Below are 26,022 nucleotides of genomic sequence, written 5' to 3'. Positions count from 1 at the left end.
TTAAGGAAATCCTTACTGTAGCTTCTCCTCCATTCTCTTATTTTCTTCCCTTTGGGCTTTCTCCCCAACACCATTATTCAGCACATTATCAATCATATTATAATTCTGTTCTTCTGCCTCCTCAATCTTGGCAAGCGGCTTATACTCTGTCAGTTTTTCCAGAAGCTCCGTTGCTCGTTTTATTTCCTCTGGTACAGCTCCCTCCGAAATAATGTCTGCAAGCCACGTTGTTAAATGTCCGGTATCGCCCTGTTTTATGGATTCTGCAAGCTCTGATACATTCTCGGTCATATTTCTTGTACTATCGTGATACAGTACAGTATCATAATCGTAGCAAAGTCGGTCAAGTTCTACTGCAAGCTGTTCCTCCTGTGGCAAGTCCGGCATACGCAGTTCCCACACTCTTGCTTCCATTTCTTCACTCATCACGCCATCTATCTCCATATCGGGCAATTTAGCCACCAGTTCCGTAATGACTTCCATTGCCTGCGGATTGTTTTTAATATCAGGAACATAGTCCAAAACCCCAAGGTCAATCCTCTTTCCAGATAAAACATCAATCTCGTAATCCTCGAAGGGTTCCGCCCCTCTCTCTATGATATTGATTCCAATTGCCGGAATACCATTCATCCTCTCCGATGGTATCTGCTTCCAGATTGCTATGGCTTCATCCACCGTAGGAATATTCTCATAGCATTCACCAAGATTATGAAATTCGCCACATTCCGAAACAGTTAAAGTTACTTCTACCTTCTCCTTTTCCTGCTCTCTTGCCTGTCTGACACCCTCCAAATATTCCTCCACCTGTGGCAGATAGGTTTCCAGTGTACCTGTTCGCTGTGCTGTAATAGGGTTGATGTCAACTTTTACTTCTCCGATATGAAGTCCGCCCTCATTAAAGGCATTAAACAAATCGTCCTCCCGTTCCGCCGTGGAAAGTTCCACAACCACATCAAGGTCAGAACTTTCATGCTCCAATCCCCTGCACCTGCTTCCGGTCACAGCAACATCCACAATCGTTGCATCAATGTTATACTCATCAATCTTTGCCTGCACATGGCATTTCACAGTTTCCTCGATTTCTTCCGGATTCATTTCACTAATATCATGGAATAATTCCCCGGTCTTTGCCCTAAAATCAGCCACCACACTGCTTGGTGTACTCTCCGGAATAATACGATTTGCTTCCTCTGCTTTTTCCATCAGTCCATCATAATCCATCGGTATCAGTTCATCTTCTCTTTGGATATTTCCTTTTGCACCATTGTAATCCGGCTGTGACTTCAAATCCTCTAAAATATCATGTAAGGCTTCCCTTATCGTCACATCAGGATTATCATAAATTCCTCCGTCAATCTCCTTATAATCAGCTCCCATAATGGAATAGTCATAACCGCCCTCTACTTCCTGAATGCTGATAAAACGGTCTGCAATAGAAAATGCCAGTTCTGTTTCCTGTTCACTTTCCAAAGTTTTTTTCATTTCCGCAAGCACCTGTTCCGTTTCATCGCCAAGATCAATGATTTCATCTCCATCTATTTCCGGTTCTGTCTTTTGGACATTGTGTCCAGAAGTGTCCTGCATTTCTTCCTTTTCCGGTGTCTGCTCCCGTAAAAAATCCGGTATTTCCGTATATCCAAAAGAATCCACAAAATGAGCCGTATTCTGTCCGTTCTGATGAAGCACCACTATATCGCTGACAGATAGCGAATGTCCTCTGAAATCTTCTGGGTGGTCAAGGTTGAATTTTTCAAAGATTGCCTCTAAAGTTGCCCCCTGCGTCTCTTTTTGCAGTTCAGATAATTCGCCCACATATAAAAGTGTATAATTCTCTGGTTTAATTGCATCAAAATTATCTTTTGTAATGCCCATACGCTTTAAGGATTCCGTCCCCTCAAAACGTAAGGAATCTAATTCCAGATTAGGCTTTAATTGATAAATTCCATATTTATCAGTACTAGCATATAGGAGCTGCTCTTTTCTTGCCATTTCAGGTGTAATAACAGATCCGTCCTCATAGTTAATAGATTCCACCCATGTGATACCTAATTCTTTTTCTATTTCAAATTCCAAATCAGTTCCATAAAAAGCATTATGAATTTCTGCCACATCAGTATCTGAAATAGGCTCTGAGGTCTTGAATACCGCAGTTCTATCCCCACCCATTTCTTCTATATCGACAGCCACAACTGGATACGGGTATGTATATTCTCGCTCCTGTTCGTCCATTAAGATAAGTGTAATCTTAGTCTGCTGTTTCAATGCTTTATTCCATGTTTCCTTTTCAACCCCAAAGATACCTTCATGCTCTTCTATACGCTCCCTGCTTTCTGCCAATGATTCCGTACCGTCAGTATGAAGCAAATATACATGCAAATCATGTCCAAATAATTCCAATGCTTTCTCTTGTGTTAATGGCAGCATTTCATTCCATTGATAGCCATATTCCCTCATTTCCGACAAACCAATCATCGGATCAGGCAGGGCATCAATCTCCGCCTTTGCATCAATTATGGTCAATGCCACATCCTGTTGGACATACTGCTCCCTATATGCCAGTTTCTCTGCAAGTTCCCTTGTTTTATTCATATCATCAAGTTTATAGGCATAATTTACAATCAGATTTCGCTCCTCAGACGTGAAAATATTTTTTTCTGCCTCCAACTGATTGATAAGTTGTTCTGCCTGCCCCATGACAGATAAATTGGTATCAATGGGTTGTTCCACTCTTTCCTTTACATCAATAAGCTCGTCTGTATCCATGTTATAGCGGACATCAATATGATATTCCTCCGCTTCTTCCGTCTGCTCGTCAGCAAGTTCGGTAGTCCATGCTCCTTTGCTTTCAAGATAAGATGATATATTCGATTTATCCTCTTCATTCATGGTAGAAAGAGCGGATATAAGTTCTGCACTGTCCATTCCACGGACACTGACAAGATTGTATTCTGAAAAATCCTCGTTATGTACCAGCAGAATGCTTTCCTTTCCATGTTCCTGCTCCATCTCCCGGTTAAGCTGAAGCTCCTGCATTGCCCCCTCAATGCCTGTAATCAGTTCTGAAGCTGTCTTTCGGATTGTATCAAGGGAAGATTTCAGCTCTTTCATATTCCTACCGCTGCTCCAGCCTGCGATATATCCAAAGGAATAATCGGATGTATCTATACCGAAATGCTGGCACACTGTAAAAGCCACACTCTCCGCTTCCACTTCCTTTGTATTCCTGTCCTTTACCGGAATATCCATGCTCTGATTAACTTCTTTATCATGCAGCATGGAATGAGCCACCTCATGCACCATTGTTTTCAAAGTCTGGCTTTCGCTCATATTTTCCTGAACAGCAATCCGTTTTTCTGCTGTACTGAAATACCCTTTGGAATCGCCGGGAATATCTTCAAATGCAATCGGAACAGGAGAAATATTCATAAGCGCCTGGACAAAATCCTCATATCCCTCCACCGTAGATAACAGCTCATTCACTTCCAGTTCCGGAATAGGCTTGCCATCCGTCTGCGATACATCAAAAACAGATACCGCACGAAAGGCAGGAATGGTAACCTCTGTTTCCTCTTTCTGCGGCATACCGTTTTCATCAAACATCATTTCTCCCGTTACAGGGTCTAACTTATCACGTTCCTCTTTGATTTTATAAGGAGCTGGTGCAAGAATACGGATTGCCTTTTCTCCTTTATTGACGTGCCGCTCAAAGTTCTTCTGCCACGCCTGATAGCCTGCCACCAGCGTAGCTTCCGGCTTCTGCATGGCAATCAGCAGCGTATTGTTAAAACTGTAATTATGAAATTTTGACATGGTGCTGAGATAGCTTTTATATTTTTCACTTTCAAAAAGCTCTTTCAAGCCAGCTTCCAGCTTATCCGTGATCTCTTTGACTTTTTGTTTTTCACTCATGTAAACTGTATTTTTATCTGCCATAATTCGATTATCCTTTCTTTTTTCCACGCAAAAAAGACAACCATCTCTGATTGTCTTTTTCGATATGCCTATTCAATTTGCATCTTTTTTAGATTGCTTTTTTATTACTCTTCTTTCTTTTCTGTATCCTTCTCTAAAATATTGTTCACTAATTTTTGGAGTTCATTGCGATTTGGCAGATACAATTCATATTTTGAAACAAATAAATTGCTGTCCATACCGTAAGTTGCATATTCTACAAGCAGTTCATCTTTGTTATGACTCAGGATAATGCCAATCGGTGGGTTATCATCTGCCATATTTTCTTCTTTTGCGAAATACCCCATATACATATTCATCTGACCGATGTCTATATGCTGGACGGAATTTTTCTTTAAATCAATCAGCACAAAGCATTTCAAAATTCTGTGGTAAAATACCAAGTCCACATGGTAATGAATATTGTTTACAGTTAAGGGATACTGCCTGCCCACAAAGGTAAATCCTTTTCCTAATTCCAACAAGAATTTTTGGAGATTATCTATTATTTTCTGCTCCAAGTCTTCCTCACTATAACGCTCTTTCTCCGGAAGTCCCAAAAATTCTAATGTGTAAGTATCCTTGATAACATCCTCTGGCTTGTCATAAGTAATTCCCTCTCTGGCAAGTGCCAGAATTCCTTCTTTATCTCTGCTTGTAGCTAATCTAAGAAACAAAGCGGAATCCATCTGTCGCCTGAGTGTTCTTACATCCCACTTTTCCTTATAACATTCTTTTTCGTAAAAACTTCTTTCTAATTCATCATCAATCTTTATCAGCTCACAAATATGCGACCATGTCAATTTGTCAGACACCGTCTGACAATTCTCATAACAAAGATAAAACTTCCGCATATTGTTGAGGTTTGGGCGGCTGTATCCTCGTCCCAATCGCAAAGTTAATTGATGCGAGAGTGTTGTTAATAATTTTGAACCGTATGCTGCTTTAACATTTCCATCCTGCTCAAACTCAACAATATATTTTCCGATTTTCCAATACGTCTCTGTAATTACACTGTTTACTTTTTCAGCTATCTCTTTTTTGGCATTTGAAACTGCTGTTTCAATCTCATCCACCAATGGCTGAAGCATATTTGTCTGCTCTAAATCATTCATAATATATCCTTTCCGATTTGTCAGACAGTGTCTGACAAATTCAATTTCCATTTTTATGTATTACGTTGTCTCCATTTCTCTTTAGCTTTTTCCAAATCGCTCTATCACTATATTTCCCTTGAACTAATATTATATTTCATATTTGCATAAAAAGAAATATAATAATTACAAATACTCCTCCTTCCCCTTATCTCTTTGCACGGAATTTTCTATATTATTCCCCGCAGCCTTTACTTTCATAGTCTCAAGCTTTTCTTTCAAGGATACCCTCTGTGCCGGCTTATCCGCCATCGCTGCTGTGAGCCTCATTCCCTGCGGATTTCCATTCTCCACAGCATAATTATGTCGGGTATTTTCTATGGGATACGGTTTTCTGGTATCTGCCACCTGCTCAGTACCCAGTTCCGATTTATCATCTTCCATACCTATTCCGTCATCTCCCTTTTCGTCCATATTGAGCAGGGCATTTAAGGCAGAAAGGCGGTCTAACTTCTCTGAAGCTCTGCTTCCTGTGCAAATGGCTTTGTAACCTCTACCTTCGCTGTTTCAAGCTGACGCTCCACATTCTCCAGCTTTGTGGATGCTTCTGCCAGTTCCTTTGTCATGGCTTCCAACGCATGGTTGATACGGGAAATGTTACCCAGCGGGTCAACACCAATCTCCAGATTATGACTGAGCTGTCCTTTGATGTTCATAACGAATTTATGGTTAAAGGAATCAAAGGACACCGCCATTTTAAAGCCTGCATACTCTCCAATGACTGCCGGAGCATTAACGCTCTTGATTTCTTTGCACATCTCCACAAGTGCAGTTCCGGCTTCTTTTTTATCCGTATAGACCTTATTCCCGACCCTCATAGAGAAAAACTCCTTATCTGCTGGGAGATTGGTTTTTGCAGTCTGAATATCTGCCTGCAAGCCACTGATACGCTCCTTCAGAATGGTTATCTGCTGTGGATAATGCTTTGCAATGTTGTCCTCCAGACGGTATTTCTGACTGGTGTGGTTGGCTTTCATCAGTTTCAGCTTGCTGACCTGAATATCCAAATCCATCTTTTCTTTTATATAGGGATTCCCCGTTGCCAGAGCCTTAACCTCTGCATAAGAAAGTGCTGCTTCGTCCACATCCTCACAACTTCGCACCGGAGATTTGCTTGTCATAATCTGACCGATAAATTTCTGCTTATTCTCGATAAGCTGCCATGAGTAGCTGTCAAATGTTCCCTCTGTCACATACCGGAAAATCTTAACCTTTGGATTCCTGTTGCCCTGCCGCAAAATACGCCCCTCCTGCTGTTCAATATCAGACGGACGCCACGGTACATCGAGGTGGTGCAGAGCAATCAGTCTGTCCTGCACGTTTGTCCCGGCTCCCATTTTTGCAGTAGAACCCAATAAAAAACGAACCTGTCCGCTTCTTACCTTACTGAACAGCTCCGCTTTCCTAAGCTCCGTATTTGCCTGATGTATAAAGGCGATTTCTTCTGCGGGAACACCTTTTTCCATCAGTTTATTTCTTATATCCTCATAGACATTAAATGTACCATCTCCTTTCGGTGTCGATAAATCACAGAAAATAAGCTGTGCTGATTTCTCCCCTTTGGTATCTTCCCAAATCTCAAATGCCTTATCCACACAGGTTTTTGCTTTGGAATGTTCCTCATCGGGGAGCATATCGTTGATCAGACGCTGGTCGAGTGCCAGTTTTCTTCCATCGTTGGTAATCTTGAGCATATTATCCTGATGCGGCTCTACCAGTCTGTTACGCACTGCCTCCGCCCGATCTGCCAGCGATGTTACCATCTCTTTCTGATATTCGCTGGGTTTCAGCACCACGTTCTCATATTCTGCTTCCGGCACAGGCAGCTTTAACATATCCGGTGTCTGGATATCCGCACTCTCCTTGAAAAGTGCAATCAGCTCCGGCAGATTGAAGAATTTTGCAAATCTTGTCTTTGCCCGGTATCCTGTTCCCTCCGGTGCCAGCTCAATGGCGGTCTGTGTTTCTCCAAAAGAAGCTGCCCAACTGTCAAAATGCCCTAATCCCATCTTCTGAAGCGTACCATACTGAAGATACCGCATATTGGTGTAAAGCTCCGTCATACTGTTGCTGATCGGCGTACCCGTAGCAAACGTAATGCCCTTTCCGCCAGTCAGCTCATCAAGGTACTGGCACTTAGCAAACATATCGGAGGACTTCTGTGCTTCCGTCTGTGCAATGCCCGCCACATTCCGCATTTTCGTGTATAGAAAAAGGTTCTTATAATTGTGACTTTCATCTACAAACAGCCTGTCCACACCTAACTGCTCAAAGGTTACAACATTATCTTTCCGGGAAGTATCGTTGAGTTTTTCCAGTCTTGTCATAAGGGATTTTCTGGACTTTTCCATCTGCTTAATGGTGTAACGCTCCCCGTTATCTGCTTTCGCCTGCTCTATGGCAAGCTCAATCTCATCAATCTGTCTTTCGATAATGCCTATCTGTCTTTCCTGCGACAACGGGATTTTTTCAAACTGGCTATGCCCGATAATGACAGCATCATAATCTCCGGTGGCGATTCTGGAACAGAATTTCTTCCGGTTGGCTGGCTCAAAATCTTTCTTCGTTGCCGCTAAAATATTTGCTCCGGGATATAACCGCAAAAAGTCACTCGCCCACTGTTCCGTCAAATGATTGGGAACAACGAACAGGCTCTTTTGGCATAACCCTAACCGCTTGCTTTCCATTGCTGCAGCAATCATTTCAAAAGTCTTTCCTGCTCCCACACAATGAGCAAGCAGGGTATTGTCCCCGTAAAGCTGGTGTGCCACCGCATTTAACTGGTGCGGTCTAAGGTCGATGTCCGGTGTCATGCCAGGGAATTTCAAATGGGAACCGTCATATTCTCTTGGTCTGGTAGAATTAAAGAGCTTGTTATATTTCGCCACCAAGTCCTGTCTACGTTCCTGATCTTCAAATACCCAGTTCTTAAAGGCTTCCCGGACTGCCTCCTGTTTCTGACTGGCAATCATGGTTTCCTTTTTATTCAGGACTCTCGTTTCCTTTCCGTCCTCTATCACGGTATCGTACACCCGGCTGTCCTTTAAATTCAGAGAATCCTCTAAAATCTGATAAGCATTTCTCCGGTTTGTACCATAAGTCATATTTACAAGACTGTTTCCGTAATCCGCACTTTTTCCTTTTACATTCCACTGTCCTGTCACATCGGAATACTGAATCCCCATTGTATTCCGGTTGAAGAGATGCTGCGGTGTTTCAAAAACATCACGCATGAAATCTTCAATATATTTCGGTTCAACCCATGTGGCACCGATACGCACCTCAATCTCGCTGGCATCCAGTTCTGTGGGCTGCACCTGTGTAAGTGCCTGCACATTTATGTTGTATTCCGGGTGGTTTTCGGCGTAAATCTTCGCTGTTTGCAACTTATCCCGGACATTGCCGCTTAAATACTCGTCCGCTGCTTCCCACCTGTCTGTGACCGGATTCTGAAAGATAATGCCCGTCAGTTCTTCTTTGATTGTATCAATCTCTTTTCCGGTCAGCTCCGCCATATAAGAAAGGTCAACTTTTGCTTTTTCTGATAAAGATACTGCCAGAGCTTCCGTTGCTGTATCCACGCTTGTAACCACTTCCGCTTTCTTAATGGTACGTTTCGTGAACATATCCGCTTTGCCTTTGAAATTTCCCTCGTCATCCAGCTTTTCCAGAGAACATAACAGACAATAGCTGCTGTCCTGATTAAAGGCTCTTTTGTTGGTCTGGGAATTGATTAAACCGTATTTTCTGCTGAACGTATCATAAAGGGTATTCAATTCTTTCTGCTTTTCCTTAATCACAGTATCCGGATATTCTTCCAACTGCAAATTGATAAGCTCTTGCGTACAGTTTCGGATTCCTACCATGCCTTTTATGCGTTCCTGCATGGATTCTGACATATCCACAGGCTTCATAATGGAATTTTCACGGTAATATACCTTATCTTCCACCAGTGTGTAGCTGTAATTCTTTACGTCCGGGTCTGCCGGAATGGTGGCATCTGCCAGCTCATTCGCAAGCTCGTCCGTCTCCACTGCTTCGATTTCCCCGTCAATCCGGCTGACCGCATCCATTAACTGCTCTGCAAACAGTCTTGTAGCATCCGGTTGGCAGGTGCTTTCCATGCCATAGGGACCGCTGACCATTTCCATCTTCCCAACAATCATTTCCGGGTGTTCCGCAAAGTAGGTATTCATGGCGATACCGTTTGCATCTTCTGATAAATGTACCCAATCCGGTTCTATGTCCATCACACGGTCACGCTTCTTAAAAAACAAAATATCCGAAGTGACTTCTGTCCCTGCATTTTCCTTAAATGCTGTATTCGGAAGTCTGACCGCCCCCATAAGCTCCGCTCGCTGAGCCAGATACTTTCTGACCTCCGGACTTTTTTTATCCATTGTTCCCTTACTGGTAACAAAAGCAACCACACCGCCGGGACGGACTTTATCTAATGTCTTTGCAAAGAAATAATCATGAATCAGGAAATTATTTTTATCATATTGTTTATCCGCTACCTTATACTGTCCGAATGGCACGTTGCCGACTGCTACATCAAAAAAATCATTCGGATAGTCTGTTTTTTCAAAACCGGATATTTTAATATCCGCTTTCGGATAGAGCTGTCTTGCAATCCTGCCCGTAATACCATCCAGCTCCACACCATAAAGTCGGCTTTCCTGCATCTTCTCCGGCAGCATTCCGAAGAAATTTCCGATACCCATTGCAGGCTCTAATACATTCCCCTTTTCAAATCCCATACGGTTTAATGTATCATAAATACTGCGGATAATGGCAGGACTGGTATAGTGGGCATTTAAGGTGCTTTCCCTTGCAGAAGCGTACTCCTGCGACGATAACAATTCCTTTAACTGCTGATATTCTCCCGCCCATGCAGATTTGCTTTCATCAAAGGCATCGGCAAGCCCGCCCCAGCCAACATACTGTGATAAAATCTGCTGTTCCGACCGTGTGGCGATACGGTTCTCGCTCTCCACCTTTTCCAAAGTACGGATTGCTTCTATATTTCGTCGGAATTTCTCTTTCGCACTGCCTGCTCCTAACGCATCGTCTGTAATGTGGAAATTGACCGCATTGGATTTATCAATCTTTGGTGCAGGCTGCTTCACAGGCTTTTCTATGGCAGGTTCTTCCACTGACTTTTGGACATCGTGTCCAGAAGTGTCCGGTTCCATGCTTTGCAGATAGTGTTCCGCTTCCTCTTTTGTTTCAAAGGTGGGAATTGTACCGTCCTCTTTTATATAATAATCTTCCCTGCCATGATCCCATACTGCAAAATCCTGTCCCGGCTCAAAGGCATCGCTGGTTTCCTCAACTGAGAATCGTGATTCTGTTTCCGCTACATCTTCCGTTCCTTCAATGCGTGAAAATACCTCCGCTTCGTGTCGGTCTATATCTTCCATTGCAATGAGATTCAAATAATCGTTTTCAATTTCTTCCCTGCTCGGTTTGTAATCATATTCAAAATGGACATTTTCGTTTATGAGTACGTAAAAGAACGCATTGTCCTGCATGGAATTTCCAAGCACATAGTTATTTTCTTCCGACTTCCATTCATCAATCTTTAAACACAACTGCCCGTCAATGGTAATCTGCTGTGCCGCAATCTCCTTTTCCTGCTCCATATACCGTCTTGTCTGATTGATAAATCCATTTAAGACCGCCGGATGGGAAGAAACAATCAAATCACGGTTCTCATACTTGGCATACGGTTCTATTTCTTTTGCCCATGCCTTATTGTCGGGAGAAAATCTGCCATCGTGCGTCAGGTGCATGACAGTATTGGCAAGTACATAGCTGACACGCTCGCTACCATATTTTCGGATTACTTCATCCGGTGTATCTTTCGGCAGACGATACCCGTCAAATTTTTCCGAAATCGTCCGTTCAATGGCTTCTTTACAGGCAACCTTCGTTTTCCGTTCTATTACCGCCTGTGCTTTTTCCAGCGCTTTCTGTGCTTCTTCCTCTTTGTACCGGGCATAGGCTTCTTTCCCTGCCGGAGATAAATACTTATCTTCCGCCACCAGCTTTCGGATACGCTTTTCGACTACTTTCCAAGACAGCAGCACTTTCGCATAAGGTTCGCAGATATTTCCCTTTTTTAATTCAATCCCTTTAAAGTTGTGGTCTTGCCAGCTATGGTCTGCTCCGGCAAGTGCATGAGAGCCGCCTCCAATGCCATATTCTTTTTTCAGAAATTCCGCTGCTTCTTTGCTGTCATGCTTTTCCTGAAAATAATCATAGATGCGGAAAGAACCATGTGAATATCCACTTCCCCTGCCAAGATTATGGTCTATCTCGTCCTGAGTAATAAAATCCTCCCTTTTTATTTCCACATGGTCTGCGGTTGGAAAGATTTGTTTTTCTATCAGCAGATTGTCAAGTTCCTCCCGCAGCTCCTCTTTTGGCATAACTGAACGGAAACGTAGCTTTTTCTCTCCGGTTTCAAGCTGATGAAGTGCCTGATCCATGTGGGAAGCCACAAGCTCAACTCCTTCTTTTGTAGAAAGGTATTCTATCATTCTTGCATGAGCCTCCGGATAATTTCCTGCTTTTAGCCCAAGCTCCTCCGGCAGTTCTCCCATGCCATCCCGGAAAAAGAAAAAGAGATGCCCTGCAATCCGGTCACGTTCTGCTTCGTCAGTCAGATAAGCTTCATTTGCTCCCATATAGGTACCGTTTACTACCTGTGAGCGGATTTTTGCTTCCACCTCCTGCCAGTTCATCTGAAGCACCGGACGCTCTGTCGATGTGCCATATCCGACACGCATCCCATCCTCATTGAACCATACCGCTAACTGCTTTCCGTCAAATTCAAAGCCCTTTCCGGTTGTTCCATACTCTTTCTGTAAGAAAGCAGCCATCTCCTCCGGTGTCTTTCCCTGCTGATATTTGGTGTAGATACGCTTTCTGCTGTTATCCCTGCCTCCGCCGCTCCGCAGAATATCCGCTATCTGCTCCGGCGGTATCTTTGTTTCTGACCGTATCGGTGTCACTGTTTCCGCCTGTTTCATGGCAAGATTGCCAGCCTGCTCCGTAAACATGGAAAATAAGTCAAGCTGCTGGTACATTCCCGCTGTTTCAATCCGCTCTGCGGTTTCTCCTGGAAGAAGATATACTCCGTCCTCCATATAGGAATTGACAAGAAAACGTGCTTCCTCCCATGACAGCCTGCTTTCCGCTTCACGGGTCAGATAATTGCCTTTCCATAAGGTAATACCGTCCTCATCGGCACGGTAGCCGCCCCGCATTTCCCCGATATTGAACTCGGTGTATTCTTCCATGCGGAACGAATTTCTCAGATAATCCGCCTGAATCTTTGCATCCTGCTCTATCTGAAAATACCCAGCTATTTCCGGTCTTTTATGCTTCAGGAACTCATCACTGCATAAAATACCACGCTGTAAGTCCTCCCCCTGCTCTGTTTCAGACAGCTTCGGAAAAAAAGAACCGGATAATGAATGTTCTCCACTATCCGGTTCTGGTATTTCTTCTTCCTGTATGTCATTTTCTAACTGTAAATCAGTTCCGTCAGCACGATCTCCTCCGCTGAATGTCTGATGTTGTTCATCTTCGCTACCCACTTCATCTGATCGGCTGCTTTCAGTTCCTCGTTCACTCCCTCTGCTTTCGCCATCTGTTCGCTCAGGGCTTCCATTCTCTGCTCTGCCTGCTCCTGTATCTCCAGACAGTGTGCTTTCAGCTCGCCCGCCAGTATCATGCCCTGATAAATCCCTTTCCGGTGTTCCTGTAAGAAGTTCTTCCGCATCATACCGTACTTCGTCAGCGTTCCCTCCGGTTCCTCGTTCGCTGTCAGGTTCGGAATCAGATAATCCCCGTTCTTTTCGTATGTCAGTTTCATGTGCCGCATCCTCCTTTTTGCTCTGTATTTCTATCTCCTGATTGTTTTGTAGCTCCTTTTCACTTTCACGCTTTAAAGCATTATAGTCTGTATCTGCTTCATTTGCAAGCACTTTCTCCGTATTTTCCAAAGAAGTTTGTGTGCGTCCTGCATTAGCTTTTTCATGTGCCTTCCTGCGGGCAATCTGGCGGTCATACGCTCCTATGGTTCTGCCTATCTCCATTAAAAGCGGCTTGCACATATCTGTGGTGGCTGTACCAACAACAGACAGGGTTTTCATCGTATTAAAGTCGCTGATATATTCAAATCCCTGCTCGTCTTTCCACAGTTCCATATCTGCACCGCATCGTGACAGTATGGTGTAAGCAATACTGGAAGAAAGCGTATCACGAAGCCTGACACCTACATTTAACTCGTCCAGTTCCTCTAAAAAGCTGCCCTCTTTCACATATTCGATTTCCGGCAGAAGTTCTTCATAATAATCCAAAGCAATCCGATTGGATATTTCCATTATCCGCTGTTCAAAGGAGCTGTTTTTATCCGTTTCTCCGTATGTCTTTTCAAGCTGTGCCAGGACTGTTTCTTTATGCTCCTCACGCAACTCCCACAAATTCGGATCACGTCCTATCCGCCTTGCCTTATGTACGTCGGACACATCGAAAACATATTTCAATCTTGTATAGGAATTTTCCGTATCCAGCAGGGCAATTCCCTTTGCTCCACGGTTTACCCAGCAATTCATCTTCTCATTCCATAGTTCAAGGGACGCACAGGCTGTTGCATCCGGTCGTTGTGCAAAAATAAGTATCTGTTCATTGAACGGATATTTATAAAGCCTTGCAGCGGTAGTCAGATACCTTGTCCACTCCTGCCCGTTTTTCGCTATCTCTTTTGCGGTATCCTCCGCCAGATAGGAAATCATCTGATATTTTGTTACCATAAGCATTCCTCCAAAATGACGGAGGGGATAACCCCCGCCGCCTTATTCATAAAAACCGTGTTCTTCGATACCGTTTTCCAGAATTGTGCCAATCAGCTCCTCCAATTCCATCTCCTTCAGCTCGCTGATCACAATGAGCTTTGCAAGGATATCTTTTTCCACCGGAACGACATAGCTTTCTTCATCAGGCAAAGCTCCCGTACACAAATCTCCAGTCCGTCTGCAATTTTGCAGAGCGTACTTATATCTGCTTCCCGGATACCTGCCAGAATATCCATCAATACATCTTCCCTGACACCGCACCGCAAAGAAAGTTCTGGAATATCCATATCCTGCTCTTTCATAATGTTTAAAATTTTATCTCCGGTGCTGTAAACAACGGTCTTTTTCATTTCTGTATTCATTTTTCTGTCTCCTTTTCACTTGCTTTTTCTCGGTGGAAATTCCATCTTGAATTTGTACTGCGAACCTTTGATTTCCTTTCCGTCTTTGATATAAGAATAATCCTCAATTCCCTCCGGAATCAGGTACGCATCGTAGCTTCCCTTTTTCCCTTTTAATCCTCTCACAAGGGTCTTTTTCCCTTCAAGCAGACTTTTCATCTGTGTATCGGAAAACGTTGCTCCCATTGCCCTACCCACATTCATGCCGCATTTTTGTTTGCAGTAAGCACCGAATTTTCCTTTTACTACATCGCTGCCGCATTTCGGGCATTTTCCAAGCACTTCCTGCATCGTTCCAAACAAAGACTTCTGATCGTCACTGATACTGTGGTAGGTTTGCACCAGCTCCCGCACCATATCTTCAATGCCATCCATGAACTCCTGCATGGTGTATTCGCCTTTTTCAACCAAAGTCAGCGTATTCTCCCAATCTGCTGTAAGCTTCGGGGATTTTACCATATCCGGCAGAACAGTAATGAGCTTCATCCCGTCCTCGGTGGGAAGCATCTGCTTTTTCTCCCGTTTCACAAAACCGTCTTTGACCAGCTTTTCAATAATGTCAGCTCTGGTGGCAGGTGTGCCAAGTCCTTTGCGTTCCACCTCATCGCCCATATCCTCTGCTCCGGCACGTTCCATCGCAGAAAGCAGGCTGTCCTCGGTAAAATGTTTGGGAGGCTGCGTGAAATGCTCTGTTACCTTTGTCTGGATAACTGGAAACGTCATGCCTTCAGAAAGCTCCGGCAGTTTCTTCTCTTCCTTATCCTCATCTGTTTTTTCTACCCGGTAGGTACGTTTCAATGCTGCTTCAAATTCTTTCCACCCGTTCTGCAGAACCGTTTTTCCGGATACATGAAAGCTGTAACCACCGCAGGAAAACTCTGCTTTTACCGTTTCATACAACTGCTTTTTCCCGGTTGCACATAACAGACGATTAGCGACAAGGGATAAGATTTTCATTTCTCCCTCCGGCACAGCGGAAAGGTCTGTCTTTGTAATTTCTATGGTGGGAATAATTGCATGGTGGTCGGTCACTTTTTTACTGTTCAACACTCTTTTTATATCCGGCTCTGCTCCGGTCTGTTCCTCAAAGAGAATCGCCTGATAAACTGCCCCGATTACCGCTTTTGCAGTTTCTTCCATATCATCGGATAAATACTGGCTGTCCGTTCTCGGATAAGTGACCAGCTTTTTCTCATAAAGGCTCTGGGTGTACTCCAATGTCTGCTTTGCAGTAAAACCAAAGATACGGTTGGCATCCCGCTGAAGCGTGGTAAGGTCATAAAGTTTTGGTGGTGCAACGCTTTTATTTTCCTTTATAACGGAACGAACCACTCCACTCTGACTTTCACACGCTGCAGCAATACTTTCTGCCCTTGCCTTATCGTCAATCCGTTCTGTCATGGCATCTATCCCATCCATCAGAATATGAGCCATGTAATACTGCTCTTTTTCAAAATTCATAATCTTCACTTCACGGTCTACCAGCATGGCAAGGGTGGGCGTCTGTACTCTGCCCACCTTTAATACCTTTCCGCCATACAGTACAGTAAATAATCTCGTACCATTTAATCCCACCAGCCAGTCTGCCTGCTGTCTGCAAAGTGCAGACTGGTACAGGCTGTCATAATCGCTTCCCGGCTTTAAGTTTTCAAACCCGTCACGGATTGCACTCTCCTCCATTGATGAAATCCACAGGCGTTTCATTGGTTTCCGGCAGCCTGCCTGTTCATATACCAGACGGAAGATAAGTTCTCCCTCCCGTCCGGCATCGGTGGCACACACCACACTTTCAACTCTTGTATCGTGCATCAGATTTTTCAAGATTTTATACTGCGTTGCTGTTTCCTTTTTCACTTCATGCTGCCACTGCTCCGGTATCATGGGCAGGCTCTCATAGCTCCATTTTTTCCATGCTTCTGAATACATCTCCGGCTGTGCCAGCTCTACCAGATGTCCTACACACCATGAAACGAGAAATCCGTTTCCCTCCATGTAACCGTCTTTTCTCTCTTTCGCCCCGATCACATGGGAAATTGCCTGTGCTACGCTGGGCTTCTCTGTAACCACCAACTGCATACCTTATTCCTCCTGTTCGTCAAAGAAATCTTCTTCCGTATCTTCCTCCGATTCCTCATCTTCGTTTTCATACTCCTCGTTATCTTCCTCATCTTCATCTTCGTCCTCGATAAAGTCCTCTTTTTTCTTGCGGACAACCTTAAAATAATAAGCAGCTCCGATAACGATTAAGGCAAGACTACCAATCAGCACATACGAAATCATCGGATTCGGTGCTTCTTTCACTTCCGGCTCCGGTTCGGTTTCCTCTGTATTTCCCGTACTCTCTGCACCTTCCGTACCTTTTTCTGTTTCCGTTTCCTTTCCCTCTGTATCTGCCTGCTCTCCGTTGTTGTTTGGCAATGCACTCTCCCCATTCGGAATTGCAGATTCCAACGCAGCGGAATTTTTCGGCAAGGTTTCACTGTTATCGGAAGTTGCATTTAACAGGTCATTTTCCGTAACCTCAGTCAAAAAATATACCATTTCTTCCTCTCCGTCCCGGTCAATAATCAGATAGAAAACTTTCTCCGTGGCGGTCTGAATAGTATAAAACTCCTTGCCCTGACCGGATTTTTCCGTACTTTCTGTTTTCCCGCTTTCTGCCTCCGCAGCTTCTTTCATTGCCTGCTTTTTCTGTTCGGCAGGACTTGTCTGTGATGTGGTATTTCCGTTACTGTCTGTTTTGGTATGCTCCGTCACGGTTCCCGTAGCACTCCCCGGTTTCGTCGGGGTCGCACTCTCCGGGAGCTGCTCCGCTGGATTCCCATCACTGGTATCGGCAGGGTCTTTATAGTACGGATTTTTCGTTTTATAAACCTCAGACATATTTCCGGCATTGTCCATTGCAGAAATGGTAAAATACTCATACCCTGCGTCAAACTGCTGGAGGCGGATATTTAACGTACCGCCCGTCAGATCTGTAAACTCATATCCATTGACATATACCGCCTTTGCACCGGAATCCGTATCATGTACCTGTATGCTTAAAAGCCCGTCACTGACTGCCGCATTTAAGGTCGGCTTTACGGTATCAAAACACTTTATGGCACGGTTCTTCTCATAGGTATTGCCTTTCTGGTCTGTGACAAGCACATACACGGTACAGTTCTCGGAAATCCTTAATTTCTTTTCCTCCGTCACATCTGTCCAGCTTCCATTCTGCCCTACCTTTGCCTCTATCTTTGCGATTTCAAAATTCCCCGTATCTGCGGTATCTTTTACACTGAAAGAAACGGAAACAATGTCATTATGCCACTCCTCCGGCTGTCTGATTTTGATACTCACATTCGGTTTTTTATAGGTACAGAGCTTATAATCTGTGACGCAGACGGGACAGTTTTTGTCATACTCATACGCACCGCATTGATCTTCGCAATTACATACCGGCTCCGGTTTATCATTTCCCGATACAGTGCCATCCCCGGTGCTTTCATCGGTACTGCCTTCTGTATTCTCTTCGGTGCCGCCTTCGGTGCTTCCCTCCGTGCTGCCCTCCGTAGTTTCTTCCGTGCTTCCCTCGGTACTGTTTTCTGTATTTTCCTCCGTACTGACATCAGTTTCACTTTCGCCGGGTGTCTGCTCCGTACTTTCCTCCGGTTTGGATTCTTCGGTTTCTTTTGTTTCTTCGGCAAAAGCACTGATTGCGTAGTTCCCATTTACAGAAAACGCTACCGCAGGCATGGTAAATAGCACAGCGGACAATATCAGTGATATAACTGCCTTAGATGATAACTTCCTGTTCTTCATGGCTGTAAGCCTCCCTTTCTTCTGATTGTGCTGCTTCTTTCTGCTCTTTTTCTTTCAGCAGACGCATAATTTCTTCTTCGCTGACCTTGTTTAACAGAATCAGCCGATCCAGAGAGATTTTATTCTTTTCAATGAATTTCATCTTCTCCGCATCCTCTGCCATCTGAAGCTGTTCCGCCAAATCCCTCTCCCTCGCCTGCAATCCCGCAAGCTGTTCCCGGACTTTGGAAAGCTCCTTTACAATTCTCTCTTTCGTCATCGTTCCTCACTTCCTGTTATTTTAATTTCCTGATAATCTTCCAAACGCATAAAAATGGCTCTGCCAATAGGACGAATTGATTGAAGCGTAACTGATTGGATCTCCGCAATGAATCATGACCCCGTTTCCGCAGTAAATCCCCACATGGCTGACTGGTACGCCCGAATTGTATGTACCTGTAAAAAAGATAATATCCCCCGCCTTTGCATCTGCCGCCGACACAGGCGTACACTGGTTATAAATGCCCTGTGCTGTGGTTCGTGGCAGGTTATGGACACCGCTGTTTGTAAATACCCAGCAGACAAAACCGGAACAGTCAAAGCTGGTGGACGGACTGGAGCCTCCCCATACATAGGGATAGTCTAAATATCTCGCCGCTTCTTCCATAAGTGCCTGCACGGTTGCATCGTCATAGGAATCCGGCGGTATCACATTTCCTCCGCCGCTTCCGCTGCCCGGCGTTTCGCCATACAGCGTATCCGTGCCTGCTTCAAAATAAAAAAGAGGGTTATAATATTCCCCCTGATACAGACATTCGATATGTAAATGACTTCCGGTACTGCTTCCCGTATTCCCTGTTGTTCCGATCACATTTCCATGCGTCACGCTCTGTCCTGCCCGGACATTTAAGGTATCCATGTGGGCATATTTTGTGCAGTAGCCTTTTTCATCTTCAATCACTACATAATTTCCGTAATAGCTGTCATAAGTTGCGGTAGTTACTGTCCCGTCCATCGCCGCATATACGGTTGTTCCGGTAGGTACTGCAATATCTACGCCCCGATGTAACTGTTCCTGCCCTGTGACCGGATTGATACGCCAGCCATAATAACTGCTCACATAGTTGTACCAATATAAATCAAGGGGCTTATAAAACTGCTGTGTCAGCCCGTGGGTCTGGTTATAAAAAGCATAGATTTCTCTCTGCTCCTCATTCATGCGTCCGGCAACTACTACGTTTAAATCTTTTGCTGTCAGGGTCACTTCCAGAATGGTTACGGTATATTCCTCTTCCACTTCATACTCGTATTCCTCTTCTGTTGTTTCCCCCGTAACCGGGTCTGTTACCGTATGAGTGCCTGTTTTTGTTACCGTCCTTGTCCTCGTTTCCTCTGTAGGATTTAGTGTCAACTCATACATTTCATCAAACAGATATTCTATTTCTGCCTGTACCTCACTTGCAGTAAATTCCGTATGGACTGCCGACAGATAGCTGATCAGTGCAAATGGGTCATGCCCGATAGATGCCAGATTATAACGGTACTCATCATAATCCGGATAAGTGGTTTCTATGGCATCAATCTCTGCCTGCAATTCTTTTTCCAGTTCAGAAAAAGCTAAATCTGCCGCATCTATTTCTGCCGGAACGCTCATATAACTTCCTGCCAGCGTGGTACTGATTCCTCCGGCAAACATCGCCCCACAGGAAGATACTGCTGTCATAATCATCACAAGAAGCACCGAAAAGGCTCCTATGGCAAGCAGAAGCGAAACATTTTTTGATGCAATCTCCTGTATCTTTCTGGCTGCCGCTGTAAAAAGATTCCCGGACTTCGCCGCTGTTTCCTTTGCGGCTTTCGCTGTCTGTCCCGCCCGTCTTGCTTTTGCATATTCCCGTTTGATACGCTGCTTTTGCAGTCTTTTCTGCAACTGCTTCTGAATGGTCTTTTCCTGCATTTCCGGATTTTCTTCCAAGAACTTCTGATAACGGAAATTGACCTCTTTCTGCATCTGCTTTTTCTCCAGCTTTGCAGCTTTCGCTCTCCGTCTTTCCGTTTTCCCTTTGTAATGCCCTTTGAAAAAGCGGTAAACATCTTCCCCGCTCTGCTCTGTCTTGTGGGCAGCCTCCACACCGGAATTTTCTTTCTCCACTTCGGCAACCTTACTATGGGCAAAATTAGAAGATTCCATTCCCACCCTGCCAGCCGCTCTTTTTACCGGACTGTCCGGTTTGAATGGTTTCTCTTTTTTTACAGAAGTCAATACATACTTTGTTCTGCCCGTCTTTTCATCAAAAACACGCTCCAGAGAATACTCCGTTTTCTTTGGAATCTTCTTTCTTGCAGCTTCCGTCTTTTTTCTGGCTTTCTCCGCTTTCTTTTGCAGTCGGTCTAACTTTTTGCTTCCATGAAATTCCGGTTCTGCCTCTTCGGTAAAGGTAGTGTCCTTTGTCTGGAAATCCTGTTCAAAATCAAATTGCTTTACTCGCTCCCGGCTCTTTATCTCCCGCCTTTGATACCTGCCCTTTTTCTGTGACGAATGATAGGTGTCCCTGTGGCGGTAGTCATCGCTGGCAATTTTTCTACCCTGCTCCTCTCCGGCTTCCTCCGTAAAAGTGCTGTCCGGCTGCATAAAATCGCTTTTAGACTTCTCTCCGGCTTCTGCTCCCTCGGACTTTTGGACATTCTGTCCAGAAGCATCTGCTTTCTGATACTTCTTTGTATTTTTCGACCTCTGGACATCGTGTCCAGAAGTGGTATCTGCATCTCTCGGCTGATATGCTGCGGATTTTTTACCTTTACCCTCGTTTGCTTTCTTTGGAATTTCTCCGGTAAAGGTTTTTTTCTCCTGTGCAAATGCAGCCGGTTTCTGTTTCTTTTTCTCCGCCACTACTCATTTACCTCCTGCCTTACACTTTCCTCTGGTTTGGTATTCATAACCGCAAAGGTCTTGGTATCTACCGGATATTTATCTACGAACGGAATAACCACGTTGTCAAACAGAATCAGTCCGCACCCCGGCTCGGAATTGGTTACATGGGCAAGCTGTTTTTCTGACAATCCCAGCTTATCTGCAAGGATTGCCTGATCCTTTGCATTTTGATTCAGGAGATATACAAAATCGGAATTGCCGAGGATTCCCTCGATTTCCTCCGACTTCAAAAAATCGCCTACGTTCTGCGTCAGCCCCGTAGGAATACCGCCCCACTTACGGAAACGCTTCCAGATTTCCACCGAATAGATAGCGGTCTGCTTCTCCTTCAGCAAAAGGTGGAACTCATCACAATAATAGCGGGTGGCAATCTTACGCTCCCGGTTCTGCGATACCCTGTTCCAGACCGCATCCTGTACGATTAACATTCCAAGCTCTTTCAACTGGTTTCCCAAGTCCCTGATGTCAAAGCACATGATACGGTTCTGACTGTCTACATTCGTCCTGTGGTTAAAATAATTCTGCGAACCATGCACATATAGCACAAGGGAGTTTGCAATCCGTTCTGCCTTTTTGTTCTTATGCTCTAACAGGGCATTATACAAATCCTCAAGGATAGGCATATTCTCCGGTACGGGATTTTCAAAATAAGCATCGTAAATATGACGGATACATTCGTCAATGATACCTTTCTCATCATTTTCCAGACCGTTCTTTCCTCCGGCAATCAAGTCACACAGAGTAATGATAAAATCGGATTTCAGCTTTAAGGCTTCCTTATCCCCTTTATGGGAAAGCTGAATGTCCATCGGATTTAAATAATCTTTGGAATTGGTTGCCAGCCTTACCACCTGTCCGTGCAATGCTCCCACAAGGGCAAAATACTCGCCCTCCGGATCGCAGACCACAATATCGTCCTTTGTCATCAGGAAACAGGAAAGAATCTCACGCTTTGCACTAAAAGACTTACCACTTCCCGGTGTACCAAGAATCACACCGTTTGGTGTACGAAGCCGTTTCCGGTCTGCCATAATCATGTTGTTGGAAAGGGCATTTAAACCATAATAAATAGCCGGAGCTGGCATAAATAATTCCTGCGTACAGAACGGTACTAAGATAGCGGTACTCTTTGTTGTCAAATCCCGTTCAATTCCCGTATCGTTGCACCCGATTGGTGCCGATGCCATCAGTCCCTGCTCCTGTAAATACTGCATACATCTGAGGTTGCAGTTCGCCTGTTGGATAATGCCGGATACCCTCTGCGTGATATTTTCCAGTTCCCGCTTGTTTCTGCCATAGCAGGTCAGAAGAAATGTCATCTTTACCATTTTCTGATTGCTGCTGTTTAAATCGTCCAAAAGGTCAAGGGTATCTTTTTCATAAGTGATAATGTCCGTTGGAAGAATGTCCATGTCATAACCTGACCTTACCGCCTTTTTCTGCTCTTCAATCTTCATCTTCTGAATATTCGTCAAAGCACCTTTTAGCATCTTAATCGCCTTGACCGGATCCATTGTCTGCATATGCATGGTAATAGTCAGGTTCGCATCCAGATCAAGAAGCTTTTTCAACAACTCATCATCAAACTTCGGGGCAATAATATCCAGATAATGCACACTGCCATACATTTTTCCCGCCTTAAAACGACTCGGATAGCGAAAATCAAATCCCGGCGGAGCGATGTAATCTTTCACACTTTTTCCCGACTCCGCCAGTTCCTTAAAAGAAAAACGGAAAGGCTCCATAGTATCCTGGTTAAAATACTCATGCAGGATACGCAGACGTTCCTTTCCGTCAAGGCTCTTAGCGTGTGTGCCCAGATTAGTCAAATTTTTAATCACATCTGCTTCAATGCTGACAAGTTTTGCCCTTGCCTCCTTAAAGCCTTTACTCTCAATTCCAAAAATCAGATACTTTGATTTGATAATACCGTTATTTCCCTTTGCAGCCTGTTTCTTTAACATCTGCGTGTATTCCTCACGAATATCATCAAAATCATCTGCCTGCAATGGAATGTCAAACTGGTCAATTAAGGTCTGCTCGTTAACCTGTCGGTTGAACAGGAACAGCTCAAATTTAATAGACGGGTCAAAATAATTGATAAGCCTGCTGTATTCCTCCAGTATTTCCCCCTTATCCTCGATTTCCAGCAGGTCATAATTTATATCGTAAAACTCCACCATTTTCGTATAAAAGCCAGAAGTGACCTGACAGATACCGTCCCGGTACATCTTCTGAAAGGTAATGGTCTTCTGTGCTGTGGTGGGCTTTTCTGCGTTTTTATTCGTTCCGGCAAGCATGTGTTTTAACTCCGCAAGCCTTCTCCGCTCCACAAAGGTCAGCCCCGGCTTCGTTTTTCCTTTTTTCTTATGTCTGTCCGGCTTTTCTGCCGCCTGCTTTTTCTTCAAGTTTACGCACCTCCTCTTTTATACGCTCTGTTTCTTCTAATCTTCTGTAAATATTTTCTGATTTGTAGGGACGAATCCCCGGTGTGAGGAATTTCTGCCTTATCATAAAATACAGAATCTTCTCTGCCGGAAATCCGTCCTTCTCATACATTGCCAGAAAGAAAAAAGGCAGCATGACCGCTACCATCAAAAGTGCCGATGCCTGTGTGCCGATAAACCCTTTTGTAAAAATGTAAAAGGGAATCCCTACCGCACCTGCACCGCTGAAGCAAATAAGCTGGCGTTTCGTCAGATTTAACGCTACTTTTGTCTTTATGCCGCTTAAATTCTTTGGCACTGCTACGGATATTGCCATAACATCACAGCCGGAGCTGATACTGCAAGCCCCGGCTGTTCCCTCCTTTCTTTGAAATGTGTTCTAATGAGCATTCCAGATTGATTTCGCAAGGGAACCTGTCTTGAACAGGCTGAAACACAGAACAACGGTATAAGCTGCCACCGACCACAGTGCTGTGTGCAGATTGTCCGCAACCGCAATGCCGGATACCAGCACCGCATAGATTGCCACGCATACCATAATGAAAAATCCCTGAAACGCCAGTGAACACAGTCCCTTGATATAATTGTTGCCGATACCGCCCCATTCCCGGTTACTGAATGTGGCAAAGGGAACCGGAGCTACTGAAATATAAAGGTAGATTTCAATCATTCTCCCGAAAAGCATGACGGTAATAAGCAGGGAGATGATTTTCATACATAAGCTGACAATCATAGTTTCGATACCAAGCCCGATCAGCTCGCCGATGCCCATTGTATCAATCTGACTGTCAAACATGGTTTTTAGGGTATCCGTCACATCAATGGTAGTGGAACCCGAAACAATACCGCCTGCTCTGGTCACGATATGGTTTCCCACATCAAAAATCGCCATTGTGATGTCAAAGGTGTAGCTGAGAAGCAGCACAGCGATACAGGCTTTGATAAGGTAACGGAAAAAGAACTCGCTTCCTACTTCATGCATATTGTTCTTATCCATGACCATTGTAATCAGCTCATAGCAGAGTATCGCACTGATGATCATGCCCGCTATGGGTATCATCACATTTTCCGAAAGGTTCTCTATCATAGAAAACACTCCGCTGTTCCATGAACTGGGTGTCCTGCCGACTTCCCCTGCGATTGTTCCGACCTTATCATTCACATCTGTAAACATCGTAGTAAGGTTGTCCATGACCCACCCTTGCAGTATTTCCTTTATAAATTCAGTTATCTTGTCGAGAATCGCTCCCATGACTTAGGAAAACAGGCTTGTAAGCTGCGGAATTACCGTCTGTGCCACAATTACAATACCGCCACCCGCCATGAGCTGTTTTATCCCCAATTAGGTGTAAAACTCTGCTCGATGGCGGGCGGCGGCGTACAAAAAATCTATATGGTATTTTTTAAGAGAACCGTCCCGGCGGGACAGGTCAGGCAGTGACCTGTTCCACCTCTGGGATGGGTTTGAGATTAAAATGAATTTCGATAGAAATGTGTCTTGTTTTATCTTCGTCAATGCGCTCATGCACGACGATTTCTTTGATTAAGCGGTTGAGGGTGGCTGCGTCCAGCTCTGTGATGTTGGCGTATTCCTGAATGGCTTCCACCCATTGTTTTGCGTCATTGGCAAGCTGGACTTCATCGGACAGCCGCTTTCTGCCCTCGGACACTTTTGTTTTAAGCTCCGTCTGCTCGGTCTGTGTCTTTTCCAGCATGGTGTTGAAATTCTGCTCACTGATACGCCCTGCAATCATATCCTCATAAAGCCGCATGACCATTTTGTCCAGAACCTCAATCCGTTCCTCGTCCCTTGTAAGGGAGCGTTCCATTGCTTCCCGCTGTTCCCGCTGCTCGGCTTCACAGGTATTGGTCAGGCGGTCAGCAACCGCTTCCCCGTCCATCAGGCAGCTCTGGCACATTCCCGGATTTTCCGCAGCACATGGCTGTAAAGGGTGTCATAGTCAATCCGGTGCTGGGTGCAGTGGTTCTTTCCAAAGGCATTGTAGGTCTTGCAGGAATAAATCTGCTGGGGATGTTTTGCGTTTGTGTAGCGTACCGTCAGCGACTTCCCACACTCGCCGCATTTTAACAGTCCGGCAAACAGGCTGATTTCATTAGTCTGCCCCGGACGCTGGCGGGATTTCAGCTTGTTCTGCACAATGTCAAAGCTCATGCGATCAATCAGCGGTTCATGCTGCCCCTCCACCACAATCCAGTCCTCCGGCTTCTTTTCCCCAATCGTGCCGATTTTGAAACGGTAGTCCTTTTTCTGGGAAGCAATCGCCCCGGTGTAAACGGGATTCATCAAAAGGTCTTTGATAACGGAGAAGTCCCACATATACCGCCCATTTTCCGGGTCTTTCTTTTCCCATTTGGTTCGGGTATTGCGAAGCCCCCGTTCCCGGTTCCACCATGTGGGGCAGGGGATTTTTTCTTCCTCCAGCCGTCTGCGGATATAGTTCGGACCATGACCGTTTAGGGCATATC

General features: G+C 44.7%; 13 protein-coding genes and 3 pseudogenes. All 16 read right to left on the bottom strand.

Annotation, left to right across the window (positions count from 1 at the left end):
* Positions 1-12: 12 nt before the first annotated feature.
* Positions 13-3,933: a YodL domain-containing protein gene (locus tag DW085_RS08215; protein ID WP_243033970.1), complete on the bottom strand. Its 3,921-nt coding sequence runs from the start codon at positions 3,931-3,933 to the stop codon at positions 13-15.
* Between the two features lie 104 nt (positions 3,934-4,037).
* Positions 4,038-5,066: a PDDEXK nuclease domain-containing protein gene (locus DW085_RS08210; protein ID WP_002596362.1), complete on the bottom strand. Its 1,029-nt coding sequence runs from the start codon at positions 5,064-5,066 to the stop codon at positions 4,038-4,040.
* A gap of 165 nt (positions 5,067-5,231) precedes the next feature.
* Positions 5,232-5,489: a hypothetical protein gene (locus DW085_RS19705; RefSeq protein WP_243033987.1), complete on the bottom strand. Its 258-nt coding sequence runs from the start codon at positions 5,487-5,489 to the stop codon at positions 5,232-5,234.
* 15 nt (positions 5,490-5,504) lie between these two features.
* Positions 5,505-10,207, bottom strand: a pseudogene (locus DW085_RS19700) (SNF2-related protein); the annotation flags it as partial.
* 600 nt (positions 10,208-10,807) lie between these two features.
* Positions 10,808-11,539 (bottom strand): annotated as a pseudogene (locus tag DW085_RS19695) (DUF3849 domain-containing protein); the annotation flags it as partial.
* Between the two features lie 1,100 nt (positions 11,540-12,639).
* Entirely contained in the window at positions 12,640-12,990 is a 351-nt protein-coding gene (locus DW085_RS19690; protein WP_227143085.1) for a TnpV protein, read from the bottom strand.
* A gap of 1,068 nt (positions 12,991-14,058) precedes the next feature.
* A complete protein-coding gene (locus DW085_RS08200; protein ID WP_243033969.1) occupies positions 14,059-14,334 on the bottom strand; it encodes a hypothetical protein in 276 nt (91 codons plus the stop codon).
* 15 nt (positions 14,335-14,349) lie between these two features.
* Complete coding sequence (locus DW085_RS08195) at positions 14,350-16,449, bottom strand: type IA DNA topoisomerase (protein ID WP_014081130.1); 2,100 nt, start codon at positions 16,447-16,449, stop codon at positions 14,350-14,352.
* Between the two features lie 3 nt (positions 16,450-16,452).
* The gene (locus tag DW085_RS08190; RefSeq protein WP_002596358.1) at positions 16,453-18,177 is read right to left on the bottom strand and encodes a CD1107 family mobile element protein; all 1,725 of its coding nucleotides are present in this window, start codon (positions 18,175-18,177) and stop codon (positions 16,453-16,455) included.
* Positions 18,152-18,436, bottom strand: coding sequence for a hypothetical protein (locus tag DW085_RS08185; RefSeq protein ID WP_002596357.1), 285 nt, complete (start codon positions 18,434-18,436; stop codon positions 18,152-18,154). Before DW085_RS08185 ends, DW085_RS08190 begins: the two co-directional genes overlap by 26 nt.
* A gap of 21 nt (positions 18,437-18,457) precedes the next feature.
* The gene (locus tag DW085_RS08180; protein ID WP_002596356.1) at positions 18,458-21,046 is read right to left on the bottom strand and encodes a CD1108 family mobile element protein; all 2,589 of its coding nucleotides are present in this window, start codon (positions 21,044-21,046) and stop codon (positions 18,458-18,460) included.
* Positions 21,046-23,496 carry a VirB4-like conjugal transfer ATPase, CD1110 family gene (locus tag DW085_RS08175; RefSeq protein ID WP_002596355.1) on the bottom strand — a complete coding sequence of 817 codons (2,451 nt, stop codon included), beginning with the start codon at positions 23,494-23,496 and terminating at the stop codon, positions 21,046-21,048. The genes DW085_RS08180 and DW085_RS08175 overlap by 1 nt, the downstream gene beginning before the upstream one ends.
* On the bottom strand, positions 23,456-23,851 hold the full coding sequence (locus tag DW085_RS08170; RefSeq protein ID WP_002596354.1) for a PrgI family protein: 396 nt from the start codon (positions 23,849-23,851) through the stop codon (positions 23,456-23,458). The genes DW085_RS08175 and DW085_RS08170 overlap by 41 nt, the downstream gene beginning before the upstream one ends.
* A 63-nt stretch (positions 23,852-23,914) precedes the next feature.
* The gene (locus DW085_RS08165) at positions 23,915-24,787 is read right to left on the bottom strand and encodes a VirB6/TrbL-like conjugal transfer protein, CD1112 family (protein ID WP_038259682.1); all 873 of its coding nucleotides are present in this window, start codon (positions 24,785-24,787) and stop codon (positions 23,915-23,917) included.
* A 3-nt stretch (positions 24,788-24,790) separates the two neighbouring features.
* A complete protein-coding gene (locus DW085_RS08160) occupies positions 24,791-24,859 on the bottom strand; it encodes a hypothetical protein (protein ID WP_082241415.1) in 69 nt (22 codons plus the stop codon).
* Positions 24,860-24,965: 106 nt separating this feature from the next.
* A pseudogene (locus DW085_RS08155) lies at positions 24,966-26,022 on the bottom strand (recombinase zinc beta ribbon domain-containing protein); the annotation flags it as partial.

It is taken from the genome of Clostridium sp. AF50-3, assembly GCF_003477445.1.
Lineage (GTDB): Bacteria > Bacillota > Clostridia > Lachnospirales > Lachnospiraceae > Otoolea > Otoolea fessa.
Note: the sequence above shows the minus strand (reverse complement) of the source record. Positions and strands in the feature narration are given on the sequence as shown.